Origin of the sequence: Nocardioides aquaticus (genome assembly GCF_018459925.1) — a bacterium.
GTDB lineage: Bacteria > Actinomycetota > Actinomycetes > Propionibacteriales > Nocardioidaceae > Nocardioides > Nocardioides aquaticus.
In genome coordinates this window covers 1,084,938-1,102,550 of the sequence record NZ_CP075371.1, presented here as the reverse complement: position 1 = coordinate 1,102,550, position 17,613 = coordinate 1,084,938, and the positions used below count along the sequence as shown (strand labels likewise).

The window sequence follows — 17,613 nt, the reverse complement described above, 5'->3', positions numbered from 1 at the left end:
TGGAGGCGCCCATGCAGGGCCTGGACGGCACCGCAGCGATCGTGACCGGGGCCAGCCGCGGGATCGGGCTGGCCATCGCGCAGCGCCTGGTCGCCGAGGGCTCCCGCGTGACGCTGACCGCCCGCAAGCCCGAGGCGCTGGACGTCGCGGTCGCGGAGATCACCGCCGAGCACGGCGCGGGACGCGCGATCGCCGTGGCCGGCAACGCCGGCGACGCCGACCACCGCCGCGAGGCCGTGGCCGCGACCCTCGAGGCGTTCGGCAGCGTCGACCTGCTGGTCAACAACACCGGCATCAACCCGACCTACGGCCCGCTGATGGACCTCGACCTCGACGCCGCCCGCAAGACCGTCGACGTCAACGGCGTCGCCGCGCTGGCCTGGGTCCAGGAGTGCCACCGGGCGTGGATGGGCGAGCACGGCGGGGCCGTGGTCAACGTCGCGTCCCTGGCCGGCGTCAAGCCGGCCCCGGGCATCTCCTGGTACGGCGCGACGAAGGCGCTGCTCATCCACCTGACCCGCGACCTCGCCGTCGAGCTCGGGCCGGGCATCCGGGTCAACGCGGTCGCGCCCGCGGTCGTGAAGACCCGGTTCGCCGAGGCGCTCTACGAGGGCCGCGAGGAGCAGGTCTCGGCGGCGTACCCGCTGAAGCGGCTCGGCGAGACCACCGACGTGGCCAGCGCCGTGGCGTTCCTGCTCTCCGAGGAGGCCTCCTGGGTGACCGGCCAGTGCCTGACCCTCGACGGCGGCGTCAGCCAGACCGGCGGCGTCTGATGGCCACCGCACCCGAGGTCCTGGAGGGCCGCGGCGTCGTCGTCACCGGCGCCGGCCGCGGGATCGGGCGCGCCCTGGCCGCCCGGGCCGTGCGCGAGGGCGCCCGTGTCGTGGTCAACGACCTCGACGCCGACGCCTGCCGCGAGACCGCCGAGGCGCTGGGCGCCACCGCGCTGCCCGGCGACTGCGCCTCCGCCGACGGCGTCGACGCGCTGGTCGAGGCGGCCACGGCCGAGCTCGGCCGGGTCGACGTCTGGTTCGCCAACGCCGGCATCGACGGCGCGCTCGGTGCCGCCGCCGGCTCCGGGACCAGCCTGGACACCAGCGAGGAGGTCTGGGCGCAGGTCCACGACGTCAACGTGATGGCCCACGTCCGCACCGCCCGTGCCCTGGTGCCCCGCTGGGTCGAGGGCACCGGCGACGGGGCCGGCGGTCGGCTGGTGGTCACCGCCTCCGCCGCCGGGCTGCTCTCGATGATCGGCAGCGCGCCCTACTCGGTGACCAAGCACGCGGCCGTCGCCTTCGCCGAGTGGCTCTCGATCACCTACGGCGACCGCGGCGTGGCCGTCCAGGCGATCTGCCCGCAGGGCGTGGCCACCCGGATGCTCGAGGAGTCCGGGCCGCTGCAGGCCCTGCTGTCGCGCGACGCCGCGCTCCAGCCCGACGACGTCGCGCAGGCCTGGGTCGACTCCCTGGCCGACGACCGCTTCCTGGTCCTGCCCCACCCGCAGGTGGCCGACTACTACCTCGCCCGCGCCACCGACACCGACCGCTGGCTGGCGGGCATGCGCCGCCTGCAGGCCCGCGCCCTGGGAGAACGATGACCGACGACACGACCGACCAGCTCACCACCGACCTCCGCGGGCTCGACCTCGCGGCCTTCCACCGCTGGTACGACGGCGAGCGCCCCGGCGACCTCGACCCCGACCTGCGCGGACGCTTCCTGGCCGGCGGCAAGTCCAACCTGACCTACGAGGTCACCGACGGCACGACCACCCGCGTCGTGCGCCGCCCGCCGCTCGGCCACGTCCAGGCCACCGCGCACGACATGGGGCGCGAGCACACCGTGATGAGCGCCCTGGCCGGCACCGCCGTCCCGGTCCCGCAGACCTACGCGATGTGCCGCGACACCGACGTGCTCGGCGCGGAGTTCTACGTCATGGAGCTGGTGCGGGGCACCCCGTACCGCACGGCGGACCAGCTGGCGCAGATCGGCCCCGAGGCCACCGGGCGCCTGGCCGGCGCGATGGTCGACGTGCTCGCCGCGCTGCACCAGGTCGACCCGGCTGCCGTCGGCCTCGAGGAGCTCGGCCGCCCGCAGGGGTTCCTCGAGCGCCAGGTGCGCCGCTGGGCGCGTCAGCTCGAGGGCTCCTCGAGCCGCGAGCTGCCCGACGCCGACACCCTCGTGACGCGGCTGCGCGAGAACGTCCCCGCCGGCGACGCCGAGGCCGTCCGCGCCGGGATCGTGCACGGCGACTACCGCCTCGACAACCTGCTGGCCGACCCCGACCGCGTGGGCCAGGAGGTGCTGGCCGTCGTCGACTGGGAGATGGCCACCCTCGGCGACCCCCTGACCGACGTCGCCCTGCTGCTGGTCTACGACCGGCTCTCCTCCATCACCGGCGGCGCCGCGGTGGCCGACGCCTCCCGCGCGCCGGGCTACCCCGGGCCGGACGCGATCCTGGAGCGGTACGCCGCCGGCGGCGGCCTCGCGCTGGACACCCTCGACTTCCACCTCGGCCTGGCCTACTTCAAGCTCGCCGCGATCCTCGAGGGGATCCACTTCCGCCACCAGCAGGGCCAGACGGTCGGCGCCGGCTTCGACGGGGTCGGCGAGGCCGTCCCGACCCTGCTCGCGGCCGGCCTCGACGCCACCCGCTCGCTGGCCTGACCCGCCCGCACCCACCTCACCCCACTCCGACGAGGGAGCCCCATGGACTTCGAGCTCGACGCCACCACCCAGGACCTGCAGGAGCGGCTCTGGGACTTCGTGGACAACCACGTGGTCCCCGCCGAGCCGGTCTTCCACGAGCAGCTCGGCACCGGCGAGGAGCGCTGGGCGTGGTCCCGCGCCCCGGTCCTCGCCGAGCTGCGCGCCGAGGCCCGCTCGCGGGGTCTGTGGAACCTGTTCCTGCCCCAGGAGCACGGCGACCTCGGCGCCGGCCTGACGAACCTGCAGTACGCCCCGCTGGCCGAGATCACCGGCCACCACGGCCTCCTCGCGCCCGCCGCGCTGAACTGCGCGGCGCCGGACACCGGCAACATGGAGGTGCTGGCGATGTTCGGCACCCCCGAGCAGCAGGAGCGCTGGCTGCGCCCGCTGCTCGACGGCGAGATCCGGTCGTCGTTCGCGATGACCGAGCCGGACGTGGCGTCCTCGGACGCCACCAACATCTCGACCTCGATCGTGCGCGACGGCGACGAGTACGTCATCAACGGCCGCAAGTGGTGGATCACCGGGGCGATGAACCCGGACGCCGAGATCATGATCGTGATGGGCAAGACCGACCCCGGGGCCGAGCGGCACCGCCAGCAGAGCCAGGTCCTGGTCCCCCGCGACACCCCGGGGCTGACCGTGGTCCGCCCGATGCACGTCCTCGGCTACGACGACCACGAGCACGGCGGGCACGCCGAGCTGCGCTTCGAGGACGTCCGGGTCCCGGTGTCGAACCTGATCGGCGGCGAGGGCGAGGGCTTCGCGATCGCGCAGGCCCGCCTCGGCCCCGGCCGGATCCACCACTGCATGCGCTCGATCGGCGTCGCCGAGCGGGCGATCACCCTGATGTGCCAGCGCGTCGACAGCCGGGTCGCCTTCGGGCGGACCCTGTCCCAGCAGGGCGTGATCCGCGAGTGGATCGCCGAGTCGCGCGTCCGCCTGGAGCAGCTGCGCCTGCTGGTGCTCAAGACCGCGTGGCTGATGGACACCGTCGGCAACCGCGGGGCGCACTCCGAGATCCAGGCCATCAAGATCGCGACCCCCGCCACCGTGGAGTGGATCCTGGACAAGGCCATCCAGGCGCACGGCGCCGGCGGGCTCTCCCAGGACTTCCCGCTCGCCGAGCAGATGGCCGGGATCCGCACGCTCCGCTTCGCCGACGGGCCCGACGAGGTGCACCGAAACTCGCTGGCCAAGGCCGAGATCGCGCGCCAGGTGGCGAAGCTGTCGTGACCACCGCCGGTCCCGCCGCGGGCCACCGGGCCGACCTCGAGGCGCGGGTCGACGCCCTCCTGGCCGCGCACGACCCCGCGACCACCGAGCGGCAGGCCTTCCTCGACGCCCGCTACGACGCCGGGCTGGCGTGGGTGCACGTGCCCGAGGGGCACGGCGGGCTCGGCCTGCCGCGGGCGCTGCAGCCGGTCGTCGACGACCGCCTCGGCGCGGCCGGGGCGCCCGACAACGACCCCCGCCGCAACGGGATCGGCCTCGGCATGGCCGCGCCGACGATCCTGGCGTTCGGCACCCCCGCGCAGCAGGAGCGTCTCCTGCGTCCGCTGTGGACCGGTCGGGAGATCTGGTGCCAGCTGTTCTCCGAGCCCGGCGCCGGCTCCGACCTGGCTGCGGTGGCCACCCGGGCCATCCCTGATGGCGACCGCTGGCGGGTGACCGGGCAGAAGGTGTGGACCTCCTCGGCCCACCTGGCCGACCGGGCGCTGCTGCTGGCCCGTACCGACCCGGACGCCCCCAAGCACCGCGGGCTGACCTACTTCGCCCTCGACATGCGCCAGCCCGGTGTCGAGGTCCGACCGCTGCGCCAGCTCACCGGCGAGGCGGAGTTCAACGAGGTGTTCCTGACCGACGCCGTCGTCGACGACGCCGACCGGCTCGGCGACGTCGGGGCCGGGTGGCAGGTCGCCAACGCGACGCTGATGAGCGAGCGCGTGGCCATCGGCAGCGGCGCTGCGCGCGAGGCCGGCATGCTCGGCGTCGTCGCCGACGCCTGGCGCACCGCCCCGTCCGGGCACCGCACCGCCGACGCCCACCAGCGGCTGCTGCGCCTCTGGGTCGAGTCCGAGGCGCTGCGCACGACCGGCATGCGGCTGGCCCAGAAGCTGGCTGCGGGCGCGCCCGGGCCGGAGGGCTCGGCGATGAAGCTGGGCTTCGCCCGGCTGGCCCAGCAGCTGTCCTCGCTGGAGGTCGAGCTGCGTGGCGACGACGGGCTGCGCTACGACGACTGGACCCTGCGCCGGCCCGACCAGGTCGACATGACCGGACGCGACACCGGCTACCGCTACCTGCGGGCCAAGGGCAACTCGATCGAGGGAGGCACCTCGGAGGTGCTGCGCAACATCATCGCCGAGCGGGTCCTCGGCCTGCCGTCGGAGCACCGGGTCGACAAGGACGTCGCGTGGAAGGACCTGCCCCGATGAGCGCCACCACGGGCGCCGGCGCCGACCTCGTCCTGCTGCCCGACGACGTCGAGGAGGACCTCCGCGCCAGCCTGGACCGGGCGCTCGCGGCGCGCTGCACCCCCGCGCGGGTCGCGGCCGCCTACGACGGCGACGAGTCGCTGGCCGGGGAGCTGTGGACCGCCCTGGTCGACCTCGGCCTGCCCGCGCTGCTCGTCCCCGAGGAGCACGGCGGCGCCGGGGCCGGAGCCCGGGAGGCCGCCGCGGTGCTCGACGTGCTGGCCCGGCACGCCGCCCCCGTGCCCTACCTCTCCTCGGCCGTGGTCGCCGCCACCACCCTGACCGCCCTGGGCGCGGGCGGGCTGCTCGGCGACCTGGCCGCGGGCGGGACCGCGGCGCTCCTCGTCCCCGCCACCCTCCACCGCGCCGACGACGTGGTCCCCCTCGTGCGCCACGACGACGGCACCGTCAGCGGGTCCGTCCGCTCCGTGACCGGAGTCGCCGGCGGCGTGCCGGCCGGGGTGCTGCTGGTGCCGGTCGCCGGGCCCGACGGGGCGGACGGGGCGGACGGGGCGGACGGGGCTGCGCTGGTCGCGGTCCGACCGGGCGACCCCGGCGTCGACGTGGCCCCGGTCGTCTCGCTCGACATGACCGCCCCGCTGGCCGACGTACGGCTCGACCGTGCACCGGCCACCGAGCTGCCCGGCGACGCGCGCGCGGCCGTGTCCGCCGGGCTGGCCGCGGGCGCCGCGCTCGGCGCCTCCGCCCTGGCCGGCACCGCGACCTGGGCGCTGACCACCACGGTGGCCTACCTCCAGCAGCGCCGGCAGTTCGGGCGCGTGGTGGGCGGCTACCAGGCGCTCAAGCACCGCCTGGCCGACCTCTACGCCGAGGTCGAGCAGGCCACCGCCACCGCGCGGTACGCCGCCGCGGCCCTCGCCGCCGACGACCCGGACCTGGCGGTGGCCACCGCCGTCGCGCAGTCCTGGTGCTCCGAGGTCGCGGTGCACGCGACCGAGGAGGCCGTGCAGCTCCACGGCGGCCTCGGGATGACCTGGGAGCACCCCTGCCACCTGCACCTCAAGCGGGCCCGGGCCGGGGCGCTCGTGCTCGGCTCCCCCGCCGCCCACCGCGACGACCTGGCAACCCTCGTGGACCTACCGCCACCCCACCCCGACCAGGGAGGATCCCCCTCATGGACCTGAGCCTCAGCGACGAGCAGCAGAGCTTCCGAGACCTCGCCCGCGAGTTCCTCGACAAGGAAGCCGTCCCGCACCGCATCGAGTGGGACCGCCGCGAGGCGGTCGACCTCGACATCGTGCCCAAGATGGCCGAGATCGGCTTCTTCGGCCTGACCATCCCCGAGGAGTACGGCGGCCTCGGCGGCGACTACGTGACGTACGCGATCGGGATGGAGGAGCTCGGCCGCGCCGACTCCGCCCTGCGCGGCATCGTCTCGGTCTCCTCCGGCCTGGTCGGCAAGTCGATCCTCTTCCACGGCACCGAGGAGCAGAAGCAGGAGTGGCTGCCGCAGCTGGCGACCGCCTCGAAGCTCGGCTGCTTCGGCCTCACCGAGCCCGACACCGGCTCGGACGCCGGCAACCTGACCTCGCGGGCGAAGCGGGACGGCGACGACTGGGTCATCAACGGCCAGAAGCTCTACATCACCAACGGCACCTGGGCCGACGTCGCGCTGGTCTTCGCGCGCACCGGCGGCGACGGACCGAAGGGGGTCACCGCCTTCCTGGTCCCGACCGACACCCCGGGCTTCGAGGCCCGCGAGATCAAGGGCAAGCTCGGCCTGCGCGGCCAGGCCACCGCCGAGCTGTTCCTCGCCGACGTGCGCGTGCCGCACTCGGCGATGCTCGGCGAGGAGGGCCAGGGCTTCAAGATCGCGATGAGCACCCTGGACAAGGGCCGTCTCGCCGTCGCCTCCGGCTGCGTCGGGATCGTGCAGGGCTGCCTGGAGTCCGCGGTCGAGTACGCCACCACCCGCACCCAGTTCGGCCGCAAGATCGCCGGCTTCCAGATGGTGCAGGACATGATCGCCGACATCTCGCTGGACGCCGACGCCGCGCGCCTGCTGGTCTGGCGCTGCGCCGACCTGATCGACCGCGGCGAGCCCTTCGGTGTGGCCGCCTCCAAGGCCAAGCTGTACGCCTCCGAGGCCGCCGTCCGGGCCGCCAACCTGGCCATCCAGGTGCACGGCGGCGCCGGCTACGTCGACGAGTACCCCCCGTCGAAGTACCTGCGCGACGCGCGCGTCATGACGCTCTACGAAGGCACCAGCCAGATCCAGAAGCTGCTGATCGGGCGGGCCGAGACGGGCATCAGCGCGTTCGTCTGACCTGCGCCGGCACCGGCCCCGCTACTCCCCCGCGCCGCGGGCGATCATCGCCAGCGTCAGCAGCAGCTTGTCGCGGGGGTCGGCGAGGGTGCGGCCGGTGAGGTCCTCGATCTGGCGCAACCGGTAGATCACGGTGTTGCGGTGGCAGTAGAGCTCCTCGGCGGCGTGCGTCGGGGAGCCGTCGTGGCGCAGCAGCGCGGCGAGGGTGTCGAGCAGGGTCCTGCCCTGCGGGTCGGGCTGGGCCAGCAGCGGGCCGAGCGCCTCGGCGAGCAGAAGCGGCACCATCTGCGGGCTGCCGGCCAGCAGGACCTCGGGCAGGGCCCCGCTGACCGGGACCACGCCGCGGGCCTGGCGCGGCAGGGTCTCGGCCGCCCGGGTCGCGAGCTGGAAGGCGGTCGCGAACCCGGCGACACCCCCGGCGCACCGCCCCAGCCCGACCCGTCCCGCGCCGGCGGCGGCGAAGATCTCGACCAGGTCCTCCTCGGTCGGCAAGGGTCCGGCGAGCAGCCCGAGGTAGACCCCGCCACGCAGGTGCCAGAAGGCGTGCACGCCGGCCCGGTCGAGGCGGTCCTCGGCCGGCGCGAGCGCGTCGGCGGGCGAGTCGTCGGAGAGCACCACGACGCAGGCGACGGGGTCGTCCGGGCCGACCCCGAGGGCCTGGTGGGCCTCCCGGGCGAAGTCGGGATCGGCGCCGCGCCCCTCGAGCAGCCCGTCGATCACGGCCTGCTGGCGGTGGAGGTCCTGCCGCTGCAGCCGGGCGGACTCGCGGTGGTAGGCCTCGATCAGGACACCGTTCTGCACGTCCAGGTTGGTCCACACCGCCTTGCCGGCCCGGATCAGCATGTCGGCGTCGATCACGTCCACCAGGTCGGTGCGCGAGCGCTCGACCAGGGCCTCCCACAGCTTGCGGGCGCCGGTGATGTAGGCGTTGATGACCAGCTCCAGGGGGACGCCCTGGCGTGCGCGCCGCCGGCCCGTCTCGCGCCAGGTCTCCCGGGCCGAGCCCAGCTGCGACCGGTCCCCGCTGAGCACGCCCAGCCCGCGCCGGATGTGCGCGCGGGTGCTCTGCCGCACGTCGACGCGCAGCTCGGGACCGAAGCGCTCGTAGATCTCGGTGTCGCGCTCGAACAGCGTCAGCGTGATGTCGTCGGCGATCGCGTCGGCCTGGTCGGCCAGCAGCGCCCAGGCGTTCTCCACCCGCACCCGTGGGTCGGGCGGCGGGGCGGTCTGGTCGGGGCGCACGAACGCACGTTCCCACTCCGCGCACAACCCTGACCAGAGTCGGGGGCACTTTCGCCGCCTCGGACAGGCAATTCTAGGCGCTGCGCCCAATGCGCTGCGCCCGACACTTCACCAGAGTGGTCCCCGTCACAAGACCGCCCTGACGGGCCCGACCACCCCTGCCCACCCCCGACCGAGCGGAGGACGCGGATGCCGGCATCCGAGAAGGTCGCCCACGCGAGCCCCGACCCGACGACCGCCACGTCCGCCCTCGAGCTGCGCGACGTCACCGTGCGCTTCGGCGGGGTGACGGCGCTGAGCGGTGCCGGCCTGCAGGTCGCCGAGCACACGGTCCACGGCGTGATCGGCCCGAACGGGGCGGGCAAGACGACCCTGTTCAACGTGGCCTGCGGCTTCCTGCGCCCCGACGAGGGCGAGGTCGTGCGACGCGGCGAGGTGCTCCCACGCCTCCGGCCGCACCGCCTGGCCTCGCACGGCATGGCCCGCACGCTGCAGGGCCTCGGGCTCTTCGACCGGATGAGCGTGCTCGACAACGTCATGGTCGGCGCGGACCGGCACAGCCGCTCGGGGTTCCTGGGCACGATGCTCGCCCTGCCCGGCGCCACCCGCGACGAGGACCGGCTGCGGCAGCGGGCGATGGTCGCCCTGGAGCGGCTCCGCATCGCCGAGCACGCCCGCCGCTACCCGTCGAGCCTGCCGTACGCCCTGCGCAAGCGGGTCGCCCTGGCCCGGGCGCTCGTCGCCGAGCCGACGCTCCTGCTCCTCGACGAGCCCGCCAGCGGCCTGTCCAGCGAGGAGATGGACGAGCTCGCCACCCTGATCGGCGGCCTCTCCGGCGACATGGCCGTGATGCTCGTCGAGCACCACATGGACCTGGTGATGAAGGTCTGCGACCGGATCACCGTGCTCGACTTCGGCCGGGTCATCGCCGACGGCAGCCCGGCGGAGGTCCAGCAGGACCCCGCGGTGGTCGCGGCGTACCTCGGCGACGACGTCGCCGACCTCGACGAGTCCCCCGACCCCGCGACCCCGACGGAGGCCTGACGTGCTCGAGCTGCACGAGCTGTCCACCAGCTACGGGCCCGTCAAGGCCCTGCGCGGGGTGTCCTTCACCGCGAAGGAGGGCGCGATCACCGCCGTCCTCGGCGCCAACGGCGCCGGCAAGACCACGCTGCTCCGCACGATCTCCGGCCTGCTGCGCCCGACCTCGGGGACGGCCACCTTCGCCGGCACCGACCTGGTCGGCACCGCGCCGGAGAAGATGCCCCGGCTGGGGCTGTCCCACGTGCCCGAGGGCCGGGGCGTGATCACCGAGCTCACCGTGGAGGAGAACCTCCGCCTGGGTGGGCTCGGCCGGGGCGGCAAGGTCCGCGGCGACGACCTGCAGCGCGTCTTCGACCTGTTCCCCGTGCTCGGGGAGCGCCGTACGGCGGTCGCCCACGTGCTGTCCGGCGGCGAGCGCCAGATGCTGGTGGTCGGCCGGGCCCTGATGGCCCGCCCGAGGATGCTGCTGCTCGACGAGCCGTCGCTCGGGCTGGCGCCGCGGGTCGTGGCGCAGATCTTCTCCCTGCTGCGCGACCTGGTGGCCCGCGAGGGGCTCGCGGTGCTGCTCGTCGAGCAGAACGCCCGCAGCGCGCTGTCGATCGCCGACCACGGCGTCGTGCTCAACCTGGGCGCCGTCGTGGCCGACCAGGACGCCGCGAGCCTCGCGGCCGACGACACGCTCCGACACGCCTACCTCGGATTCTAGGAGGACCGATCGATGCAGCTCCTCAACACCCTGCTGAGCGGTCTGACGACCGGTGCGGTGTACGCCGCCTTCGCCCTGGCGCTCGTGCTCATCTGGCGCTCCACGCGGATCGTGAACTTCGCCCAGGCCCCGATGGCCATGGTGACCACCCTGCTCGCGCTGGACCTGATCGACGCCGGCTACTCCTACTGGGTGGCCGGCGCGGTGGCCCTCCTCGCCGGGCTCGTCCTCGGCGCCGCCGTGGAGTTCCTGCTGGTGCGCCGGGTCGACCAGACCTCCCACATCAACCCGGTGATCCTGACCCTGGGCCTGTTCGTGGTCCTGCACGCCGCGGCCGCGATCATCTTCTCCAGCCAGTTCCGCTCGTTCCCGGCCCCGTTCAGCATCCGCGGGATCGAGGTCGGCGGCACCACCATCGGCATCGGCCCGGCCAACCTGTTCACCATCGCCGCGGTCGCGGTCACGATGGTCCTGCTGCTGCTGCTGTTCCGCTTCACCGACCTGGGCCTGAAGATGCGTGCCTCGGCCTTCAACCAGGAGGTCGCCAAGCTGCTCGGCGTGCGGGTCGGCTCGATGCTGACCCTGGGCTGGGCCCTGGCCGCGGTGGTCGGCTCGCTCTCGGGACTGCTCATCGCCGGCGGCGGCCTGGTCCACCCCGGCTACATGGACCCGGTGGTCGTCTACGGCTTCGTCGCGGCCGTCCTGGGCGGGCTCGACAGCCCGGTCGGCGCCGTCGTCGGGGGCCTGCTCCTGGGCCTGTCCCTGGCCCTGGTGTCGGGGTACGTCGGCTCCCAGCTGGTGCCGCTCGCGGCGCTGGCCATCCTGATGCTGATCCTGACTCTCAAACCGGGCGGCCTGTTCTCGCAGGCCCAGGCCCGACGGGTCTGAGGAGGACACCGTGCAGATGCTCTCCCGCGCCTGGCGCCACACCCTGGTCCGTCACGCCACCCTCGCCGTCCTCGGCCTGCTGGTCGCCGTCGTCGTGCTGATGTCGCTCGACGACTTCCGCAACCGCCAGCTCACCGAGCTGGCCTACATCGCGCTGGCCGCCGGTGGACTGACCCTGCTGACCGGCATCAACGGCCAGATCTCGCTGGGCCACGGCGCCTTCATGGCGATCGGCGCCTACACCACCGCGCTGCTGCTGCAGGAGCCCGACTCCGCCCTGCCCCTGCCGTTCATCCTGCTGGCGGCGCTGCTGGTCGCGCTGGTCGTCGGCGTGGTGGTGGGGGCCGCGGCCGCCCGCCTGCACGGCCCGTACCTCGCCGGCGCCACGCTGACCCTGGCCATCGCGGTGCCCGGCATCGCGCGCTACTTCTCCACCACCCTGGGCGGGGAGCAGGGACTGCGCGTGACCAGCCCGGAGCCCCCGACCTGGTTCCTGGACACGCTGTTCTTCCTCACCGGGACCGAGCCCTCCAACAGCCAGTACTACGCCATCCTCGGGTGGACCCTGCTGGTGCTGGTCTTCTTCCTGCTGGCCAACCTGGTCAAGGGCCGCGTCGGGCGACGCTGGGCCGCGGTGCGCGACGACGAGGTCGCCGCCGAGCTCTCGGGGATCAACCTGGGCCGCGCCCGGGTCTCGGCCTTCACCGTGAGCGCCGCCGTCGCCGGTCTCGCCGGCGGCCTGATGGCCATCCAGATCCGTCTCGCGGCCCCCACGGCCTTCGAGCTGACGCTGTCCCTGACCCTGCTCACCGCGGTGGTCCTCGGCGGGCTCGGCACGCTGTCCGGCGCGATCATCGGGGCGGTCGTCCTGGTCTACACGGCCCGGATCGCCACCGACGTCGGGATCGCCCAGGGCCTGGACAGCATCGCCGCCGCCGAGCTGGCCCCGCTGGTCTACGGCACGGTGATGATCCTGGTCATCCTGCTGGCCCCCGCGGGGCTGGTCGGCTCCCTCCTGCGCTGGCGCGCCGCCCGCGCCGCCACGCGCGCCGACCGCGGCACCCCGCCGAGCGGCACCCGGTCCTCCGACCCGCACGACACCGACGGTCCCTCCGACCAGGAGCGCCTCGTCACCACCACGAAGGGAGATCAGCCATGACCAGCCTCGACCCACGGCGACGGCGGGGGCCCGGGCGGTACGCCTGGGCAGCCTCACCGCGGCCGCCACCGCCCTGACCCTCGGCCTGGCCGCCTGCGGCGCCGGGTCCGACCGCGAGTCCTCCTCCGAGGACGGCGGCGGCGCCACGGAGACCGGTGTCACCGAGGACTCGATCAAGATCGGCGCGCACTTCCCGCTCACGGGGGTCGCCGCACCGGGCTACAGCGAGATCCCGACCGGGGCGAAGGCCTACTTCGACTACGTCAACGAGAACGGCGGCGTCTACGACCGCCAGATCGAGTACCTCGTCGAGGACGACGCCTACAACCCCTCCAACACCAGCCGGGTCACCGACCAGCTGGTGCTCGAGGACGAGATCTTCGCGATGGTCGGCGGCCTCGGCACGCCCACGCACTCCGCGGTGATCGACTTCCTCAACGCCGAGCAGGTCCCCGACATGTTCGTCTCCTCGGGCGCCCTGGCCTGGGGCGAGGACCCGGAGGAGAACCCCTACACCTTCTCGTGGCAGCCCGACTACGAGATCGAGGGCAAGATCATCGGCCAGTACATCGCCGAGAACATGCCCGACGCCAAGGTCGGCCTCTTCCTGCAGGACGACGACTTCGGCGACGACGGCGAGGCGGGCGTGCGCCAGTACATCGACGACCAGATCGTCGAGTCCGTGCGCTACACCTCCGGCAACACCGACGTCGGCCCGCAGATCTCCGCGCTGCAGGCCTCCGGCGCCGACCTGGTCCTCGGCTTCAACGTGCCCTCCTACACCGCGCTGAGCCAGCTCACCGCGCAGCAGCTGGGCTACGACGCCGACTGGTACTACTCCAACGTCGGGTCGGACCCGGCGCTCGTGGGCTCCCTGCTCGAGCGGTTCTCTGAGGGCGCGGTCGACGGTGGCGGCGCGCTCGACGGCGTGATGACCTCCGAGTACATCCCCGGCACCGACCAGCCCGACGACCCGTGGGTCCAGCTGTGGCAGGAGGTCTGGGACGCCAGCGGCGAGGAGGGCGAGCTGACCAACTACCGCATCTACGGGATGAGCCAGGCCTACGCCTTCGTCCAGGCCCTGATGGCCACCGGCCCCGACCTGACCCGCGACGGCCTCGTGGAGACCGTCGAGGAGATCGGCGCCGACCTGGGCGGTCCCCCGCTGGCCCCGTTCCGCTTCAGCGCGGACAGCCACATGGGCATCTCCGGCGTCCGGATCGTCGAGCTCCAGGGCAACGAGACCGAGGAGCTGACGCCGGTGCTGGTCACCGACATCGGGGACGCCCCGATCGAGGAGGAGTCCTCGGGCTCCGCCGACGACGCCCCGCCCGAGAGCGGCATCCCCGAGGAGGGCTGACCCTCTCCCCCACCGTGCGCCACCTGTGGCACGCTCCACCGCACCACCCCGCGACGGCCGGGGACCCGACCAGGTCCCCGGCCGTCGCCGTCCCCGCCCGATCCCGCCGACCGATGAGGTGTGCCGATGCTGAGGAAGATCGCGACCCCCGCCAGCCGAGCCGTGGAGCGCTGGCTCCCCGGCGCGTTCGTCTTCGCCGTGGCACTCACCGTGGTGGTGGCCGCGCTCGCGCTGCTGCTGACCGACACCGGGCCGCGCGAGCTGACCCTGGCGTGGGGCGACGGCCTGATCGGCCTGCTGGCCTTCATGACCCAGGTCGCGCTGGTCCTGCTGCTCGGCTACACCCTGGCCAACCTCCCGCCGGTACGTCGGCTGCTGGCCCGCGTCGCCGGTCTGCCCCGCACGCCCCGGGCGGCGTACGCGTTCGTCACCGTGGTGGCCGGGCTGGCCTCGCTGCTCAGCTTCGGGCTCGGCCTGATCGTCGGCGGCGTCGTCGCGGTCGAGGTGGCCCGCCGGTTCCGCGACCGCGGCACCCCGCTGCACTACCCGCTGCTCGTCGCCTCCGCCTACGCCGGCTTCGTGATCTGGCACATGGGCTACTCCGGCTCGGGGCCGCTGAACGCCGCGACCGAGTCCGGCGTCTACGCCACCACGCTGGGCATGGACGTGGTGCCGGTCTCCGAGACCACCTTCGCGCCGTGGAACCTGGCCGCGATCGTGGTCACCCTGGTCGTCCTCGCCGTGGCGATGCCGCTGATGGCGCCGGGCCCGGACGACGAGGTCCGCGAGGCCCCCGAGGCCGCCCTCGCGGTCACCGACGACCAGGCGGACGCGGCGGCGCAGGAGAAGGACTCGCCCGCGGACCGGATGGAGACCTCCCGGGTGGTCACCCTGACGATGGGCGTGCTGCTGGGGCTCTACCTGGTGTTCTACTTCGAGGCGAACGGCTTCGCGCTGACCCTGGACATCGTCAACTGGTCGTTCCTGTGCCTGGTCCTGCTGCTGGTCGGCAACGCCCGCCAGCTCGCCGCGACGGTCGCCCGCGGCGGTCGCACGGTCGTCGAGGTCCTGCTGCAGTACCCGCTCTACGCCGGGATCGCGGCCATGATGGGCGCCAGCGGGCTGGCCGAGATGATCAGCGACGCCATCGTCGGCGCCGCCACCCCGGGCACGCTGGGGCTGTTCGCGTTCCTGGCCGCCGGGCTGCTGAACGTGTTCGTCCCGTCCGGCGGGGGCCAGTTCGCGCTCCAGGCGCCGATCTTCGCGGGTGCCGCGGAGCAGCTCGGCGTCGCGCAGCCGGTCGTCATCATGGCCATCGCCTACGGCGACCAGTGGACCAACATGATCCAGCCGTTCTGGGCGGTCCCGCTGCTGGCCGTCGCCGGGCTGCGGGTGCGCGACATCCTCGGCTACACCTCGGTCGTGCTGGTCCTGACCGGCATCGTGTTCGGCGGCACGCTGCTGATCGTCGGGGCGGGGTGAGCGTGACCACCGGCGCCCCCCTGCCCCAGGCCTCGCTCGAGCGGCTGCTGCCCGCCGTGCTCGGAGACGTCGTCGCGGCGCTGGACTCCGCCGACCTCGGCGCCCCGGTCGCCGGCTGCCCCGGCTGGCGGGTCGTCGACCTGGCCGGTCACCTCGGCGAGGTGCACCGGTGGGCCGCGGCCGCCCTCAGGACGGCCGATCCCGCCGCCGGCCCGCCGGACCCGGCGCCCGGAGCGGGGCCCGACCCGGCCCCGACCGACGCCCGGGAGCGCCAGGCCCTGCTGGCCTGGAGCACGCGCCAGGCCGACGACGTCCTGGCCGCGCTCGACGAGGCCGGGCCCGACCGTCCGGCCTGGGGCTTCGGCCCGCCGCCGCGCACGTCGGCCTTCTGGTGGCGACGGATGGTGCACGAGACGACCCTGCACACCTGGGACGTCCGCGCCGCCCAGCGCTCCGGCGCCCCGTGGACGGTCTCGGACGACCCGGTGCTGGCGCTGGACGGCATCGACGAGGTGGCCGGGGTGCTCTTCCCCCGCCAGGTCCGGCGGGGACGCTGCGCGCCGCTCGCGGCCGCGGTCCGGCTGCAGCCGACCGACGACGACGGCCCCGGGTGGCTCCTGCGCGGCGACGGCACCGAGGGAGCGCGGGACGCCGCCGTCGCGGCGGACGTGGTGCTGCACGGTCCGGCCGACGCGCTGCTCCTCGTGCTGTGGCGCCGCCTGGGCGTCGACGACGAACGGCTCCACGTCGAGGGCGACCCGACGGTGCTCGACGACCTGCTCGCCCGGCCCCTGGTCCCCTAGGCCCGCCGCACCTCGAGCACCCGGAAGCCCTTGGCGCTGGCCAGCCGCGTCGTCGGCCAGCCCTGCTCCCCGAGCCAGCGCTGCAGCGAGTCGGCGCCCAGGTTCTTGCCGACCACGAGCACCGCGCGCCCTCCCGGAGCCAGCCGCGGCAGCCAGGTCAGCAGCAGGGCGTGCAGCGCCTCCTTGCCGATCCGGATCGGCGGGTTGGACCAGATCTCGTCGTAGGCCTCGTCGTCGGCCAGCGCCGCCTCCGGTGTCGACGCGGCGACCCGGTCGCCGACGCCCAGGGCGGTCGCGTTCTCCCGGGTCAGGGCGAGGGCGCGCTCGTTGACGTCGACGGCCCTCACCCGTGCCTCCGGGAGGGCCACCGCGAGGGCGACGGCGAGCACGCCGTACCCGCAGCCGAGGTCGAGCAGGCGCCGCACGCCGACGGGCGGCTCGGTCTCGCGCAGCAGCACCGCGGTGCCGACGTCGACGCGGCCGCGGGCGAAGACGCCGGAGCCGGAGGTCAGCGCCAGGTCGTGGCCCCAGACCGAGGCACGCACCGGCGCCCGGGTGAAGGGCACCGACGGGTCCGCGGTGAAGTAGTGGTCCTCGCTCACGGCTCCACCCTCTCCCCCGTCGCCTCGTGCTCCTGACGGGTGGCCCGGGTGACCGATGCCCGCTGCGCCAGGTCGGCGTCCGCGGGGTAGGCGACCTCCTCCAGCGTCAGGCCGCGCGCCCGGGCGACGGTGAGCGCCGGGTCCCGGCGGCGGGTGGCCAGCTGGCCGGTCGCCCACGACGCGACCTGGCGGCCCTCCCCGACCGCGATCAGGCACCCGACGAGCGAGCGGACCATGGAGTGGCAGAACGCGTCGGCGCGCACCCCCACCTCCAGCAGGCCCTCCGCGTCACGCGTGACGTCGAGGTCCAGCAGCGTGCGGATGGTCGTCGCACCGACCCGCCGCTTGCAGAACGACGCGAAGTCGTGCCGGCCGACCAGGGTCTGCGCGGTCTGGTGCATGAGCTCGGTGTCGAGCTCGCGCGGCCAGCTCAGCACCCACCCTCGCCGCAGCGGGTCGGACGTGGTGGGCCGGTCGGAGACGCGGTAGGCGTAGCGCCGCCACAGCGCGGAGTAGCGGGCGTCGAACCCGGGGGCGGCCTCGGCCACCGTGCGTACCCGCACGTCGGGCGGCAGCAGCCCGTTCAGCCGGCGCACGAGCCGGGCGGGGCCGTCCGCGGCCGAGCGGGCCATCCGGGCGTCGTCGACGTCGACGTGGCAGACCTGGCCGCGCGCGTGCACGCCGGCGTCGGTACGCCCCGCGACCACCACCTCGACCCGCTCCGCGGGGTCGTCGGGCGGGATCCGCAGCGCCGTCGCGAGGGCCGCCGCCAGCTCGGCCTGGACCGTGCGCAGCCCCGGCTGGACGGCCCACCCGTGGAAGTCGCCGCCGTCGTAGGCGAGGTCGATCCGGAGGCGCAC

17 protein-coding genes are annotated in these 17,613 nt (G+C 74.4%); 14 read left to right on the top strand and 3 right to left on the bottom strand.

All coding sequences use genetic code 11. The annotated features are described in order from the left end of the window. Nucleotides 1–11 precede the first annotated feature (11 nt). From ENKNEFLB_RS05420 to ENKNEFLB_RS05390, 7 genes are read left to right on the top strand one after another with little or no spacing between them, the layout of a single operon-like run. A complete protein-coding gene (locus tag ENKNEFLB_RS05420; RefSeq protein ID WP_214058255.1) occupies nt 12–773 on the top strand; it encodes an SDR family oxidoreductase in 762 nt (253 codons plus the stop codon). Further along, a complete protein-coding gene (locus ENKNEFLB_RS05415; RefSeq protein WP_214058254.1) occupies nt 773–1,597 on the top strand; it encodes an SDR family NAD(P)-dependent oxidoreductase in 825 nt (274 codons plus the stop codon). Before ENKNEFLB_RS05420 ends, ENKNEFLB_RS05415 begins: the two co-directional genes overlap by 1 nt. After that, nucleotides 1,594–2,664, top strand: a complete 1,071-nt coding sequence (locus ENKNEFLB_RS05410) for a phosphotransferase family protein (protein WP_214058253.1) — start codon at nt 1,594–1,596, stop codon at nt 2,662–2,664. Before ENKNEFLB_RS05415 ends, ENKNEFLB_RS05410 begins: the two co-directional genes overlap by 4 nt. Nucleotides 2,665–2,706: 42 nt before the next feature. Beyond that, a complete protein-coding gene (locus tag ENKNEFLB_RS05405) occupies nt 2,707–3,942 on the top strand; it encodes an acyl-CoA dehydrogenase family protein (RefSeq protein ID WP_214058252.1) in 1,236 nt (411 codons plus the stop codon). Beyond that, nucleotides 3,939–5,141, top strand: coding sequence for an acyl-CoA dehydrogenase family protein (locus ENKNEFLB_RS05400; protein ID WP_214058251.1), 1,203 nt, complete (start codon nt 3,939–3,941; stop codon nt 5,139–5,141). Before ENKNEFLB_RS05405 ends, ENKNEFLB_RS05400 begins: the two co-directional genes overlap by 4 nt. Next, on the top strand, nt 5,138–6,325 hold the full coding sequence (locus ENKNEFLB_RS05395; RefSeq protein WP_214058250.1) for an acyl-CoA dehydrogenase family protein: 1,188 nt from the start codon (nt 5,138–5,140) through the stop codon (nt 6,323–6,325). Before ENKNEFLB_RS05400 ends, ENKNEFLB_RS05395 begins: the two co-directional genes overlap by 4 nt. After that, nucleotides 6,316–7,467, top strand: a complete 1,152-nt coding sequence (locus tag ENKNEFLB_RS05390) for an acyl-CoA dehydrogenase family protein (RefSeq protein WP_214058249.1) — start codon at nt 6,316–6,318, stop codon at nt 7,465–7,467. Before ENKNEFLB_RS05395 ends, ENKNEFLB_RS05390 begins: the two co-directional genes overlap by 10 nt. Before the next feature lie 21 nt (nt 7,468–7,488). Here ENKNEFLB_RS05390 and ENKNEFLB_RS05385 read toward each other — a convergent pair whose 3' ends face one another. Next, nucleotides 7,489–8,709: a PucR family transcriptional regulator gene (locus ENKNEFLB_RS05385; RefSeq protein ID WP_214058248.1), complete on the bottom strand. Its 1,221-nt coding sequence runs from the start codon at nt 8,707–8,709 to the stop codon at nt 7,489–7,491. 189 nt (nt 8,710–8,898) lie between these two features. Between ENKNEFLB_RS05385 and ENKNEFLB_RS05380 the strand changes: the two genes are divergently transcribed. From ENKNEFLB_RS05380 to ENKNEFLB_RS05350, 7 genes are all read left to right on the top strand, one after another. Next, nucleotides 8,899–9,753, top strand: coding sequence for an ABC transporter ATP-binding protein (locus ENKNEFLB_RS05380; RefSeq protein ID WP_214058247.1), 855 nt, complete (start codon nt 8,899–8,901; stop codon nt 9,751–9,753). Between the two features lies 1 nt (nt 9,754). Next, nucleotides 9,755–10,459 (top strand): ABC transporter ATP-binding protein, encoded by a 705-nt coding sequence (locus tag ENKNEFLB_RS05375; protein ID WP_214058246.1) that lies wholly within the window; start codon nt 9,755–9,757, stop codon nt 10,457–10,459. Between the two features lie 12 nt (nt 10,460–10,471). Then, nucleotides 10,472–11,347: a branched-chain amino acid ABC transporter permease gene (locus tag ENKNEFLB_RS05370; protein WP_214058245.1), complete on the top strand. Its 876-nt coding sequence runs from the start codon at nt 10,472–10,474 to the stop codon at nt 11,345–11,347. Nucleotides 11,348–11,363: 16 nt separating this feature from the next. Further along, nucleotides 11,364–12,506 (top strand): branched-chain amino acid ABC transporter permease, encoded by a 1,143-nt coding sequence (locus tag ENKNEFLB_RS05365; RefSeq protein ID WP_214059332.1) that lies wholly within the window; start codon nt 11,364–11,366, stop codon nt 12,504–12,506. Continuing rightward, nucleotides 12,496–13,866 carry an ABC transporter substrate-binding protein gene (locus ENKNEFLB_RS05360; protein ID WP_338040964.1) on the top strand — a complete coding sequence of 457 codons (1,371 nt, stop codon included), beginning with the start codon at nt 12,496–12,498 and terminating at the stop codon, nt 13,864–13,866. Before ENKNEFLB_RS05365 ends, ENKNEFLB_RS05360 begins: the two co-directional genes overlap by 11 nt. 126 nt (nt 13,867–13,992) lie before the next feature. Then, a complete protein-coding gene (locus tag ENKNEFLB_RS05355; RefSeq protein WP_214058244.1) occupies nt 13,993–15,348 on the top strand; it encodes a short-chain fatty acid transporter in 1,356 nt (451 codons plus the stop codon). Then, complete coding sequence (locus ENKNEFLB_RS05350) at nt 15,345–16,151, top strand: maleylpyruvate isomerase family mycothiol-dependent enzyme (protein ID WP_214058243.1); 807 nt, start codon at nt 15,345–15,347, stop codon at nt 16,149–16,151. The genes ENKNEFLB_RS05355 and ENKNEFLB_RS05350 overlap by 4 nt, the downstream gene beginning before the upstream one ends. Here ENKNEFLB_RS05350 and ENKNEFLB_RS05345 read toward each other — a convergent pair. Continuing rightward, a complete protein-coding gene (locus ENKNEFLB_RS05345) occupies nt 16,148–16,753 on the bottom strand; it encodes a class I SAM-dependent methyltransferase (protein WP_214058242.1) in 606 nt (201 codons plus the stop codon). The genes ENKNEFLB_RS05350 and ENKNEFLB_RS05345 overlap by 4 nt on opposite strands. After that, nucleotides 16,750–17,613, bottom strand: a complete 864-nt coding sequence (truA, locus tag ENKNEFLB_RS05340) for a tRNA pseudouridine(38-40) synthase TruA (protein ID WP_214058241.1) — start codon at nt 17,611–17,613, stop codon at nt 16,750–16,752. The genes ENKNEFLB_RS05345 and truA overlap by 4 nt, the downstream gene beginning before the upstream one ends.

Bases quoted from the DNA above. Each gene is read 5' to 3' on its own strand.
- ENKNEFLB_RS05420 (WP_214058255.1), top strand. From the start codon at position 12: ATGCAGGGCCTGGACGGCACCGCAGCGATCGTGACCGGGGCCAGCCGC.
- ENKNEFLB_RS05415 (WP_214058254.1), top strand. From the start codon at position 773: ATGGCCACCGCACCCGAGGTCCTGGAGGGCCGCGGCGTCGTCGTCACC.
- ENKNEFLB_RS05410 (WP_214058253.1), top strand. From the start codon at position 1,594: ATGACCGACGACACGACCGACCAGCTCACCACCGACCTCCGCGGGCTC.
- ENKNEFLB_RS05405 (WP_214058252.1), top strand. From the start codon at position 2,707: ATGGACTTCGAGCTCGACGCCACCACCCAGGACCTGCAGGAGCGGCTC.
- ENKNEFLB_RS05395 (WP_214058250.1), top strand. From the start codon at position 5,138: ATGAGCGCCACCACGGGCGCCGGCGCCGACCTCGTCCTGCTGCCCGAC.
- ENKNEFLB_RS05390 (WP_214058249.1), top strand. From the start codon at position 6,316: ATGGACCTGAGCCTCAGCGACGAGCAGCAGAGCTTCCGAGACCTCGCC.
- ENKNEFLB_RS05380 (WP_214058247.1), top strand. From the start codon at position 8,899: ATGCCGGCATCCGAGAAGGTCGCCCACGCGAGCCCCGACCCGACGACC.
- ENKNEFLB_RS05370 (WP_214058245.1), top strand. From the start codon at position 10,472: ATGCAGCTCCTCAACACCCTGCTGAGCGGTCTGACGACCGGTGCGGTG.
- ENKNEFLB_RS05365 (WP_214059332.1), top strand. From the start codon at position 11,364: ATGCTCTCCCGCGCCTGGCGCCACACCCTGGTCCGTCACGCCACCCTC.
- ENKNEFLB_RS05355 (WP_214058244.1), top strand. From the start codon at position 13,993: ATGCTGAGGAAGATCGCGACCCCCGCCAGCCGAGCCGTGGAGCGCTGG.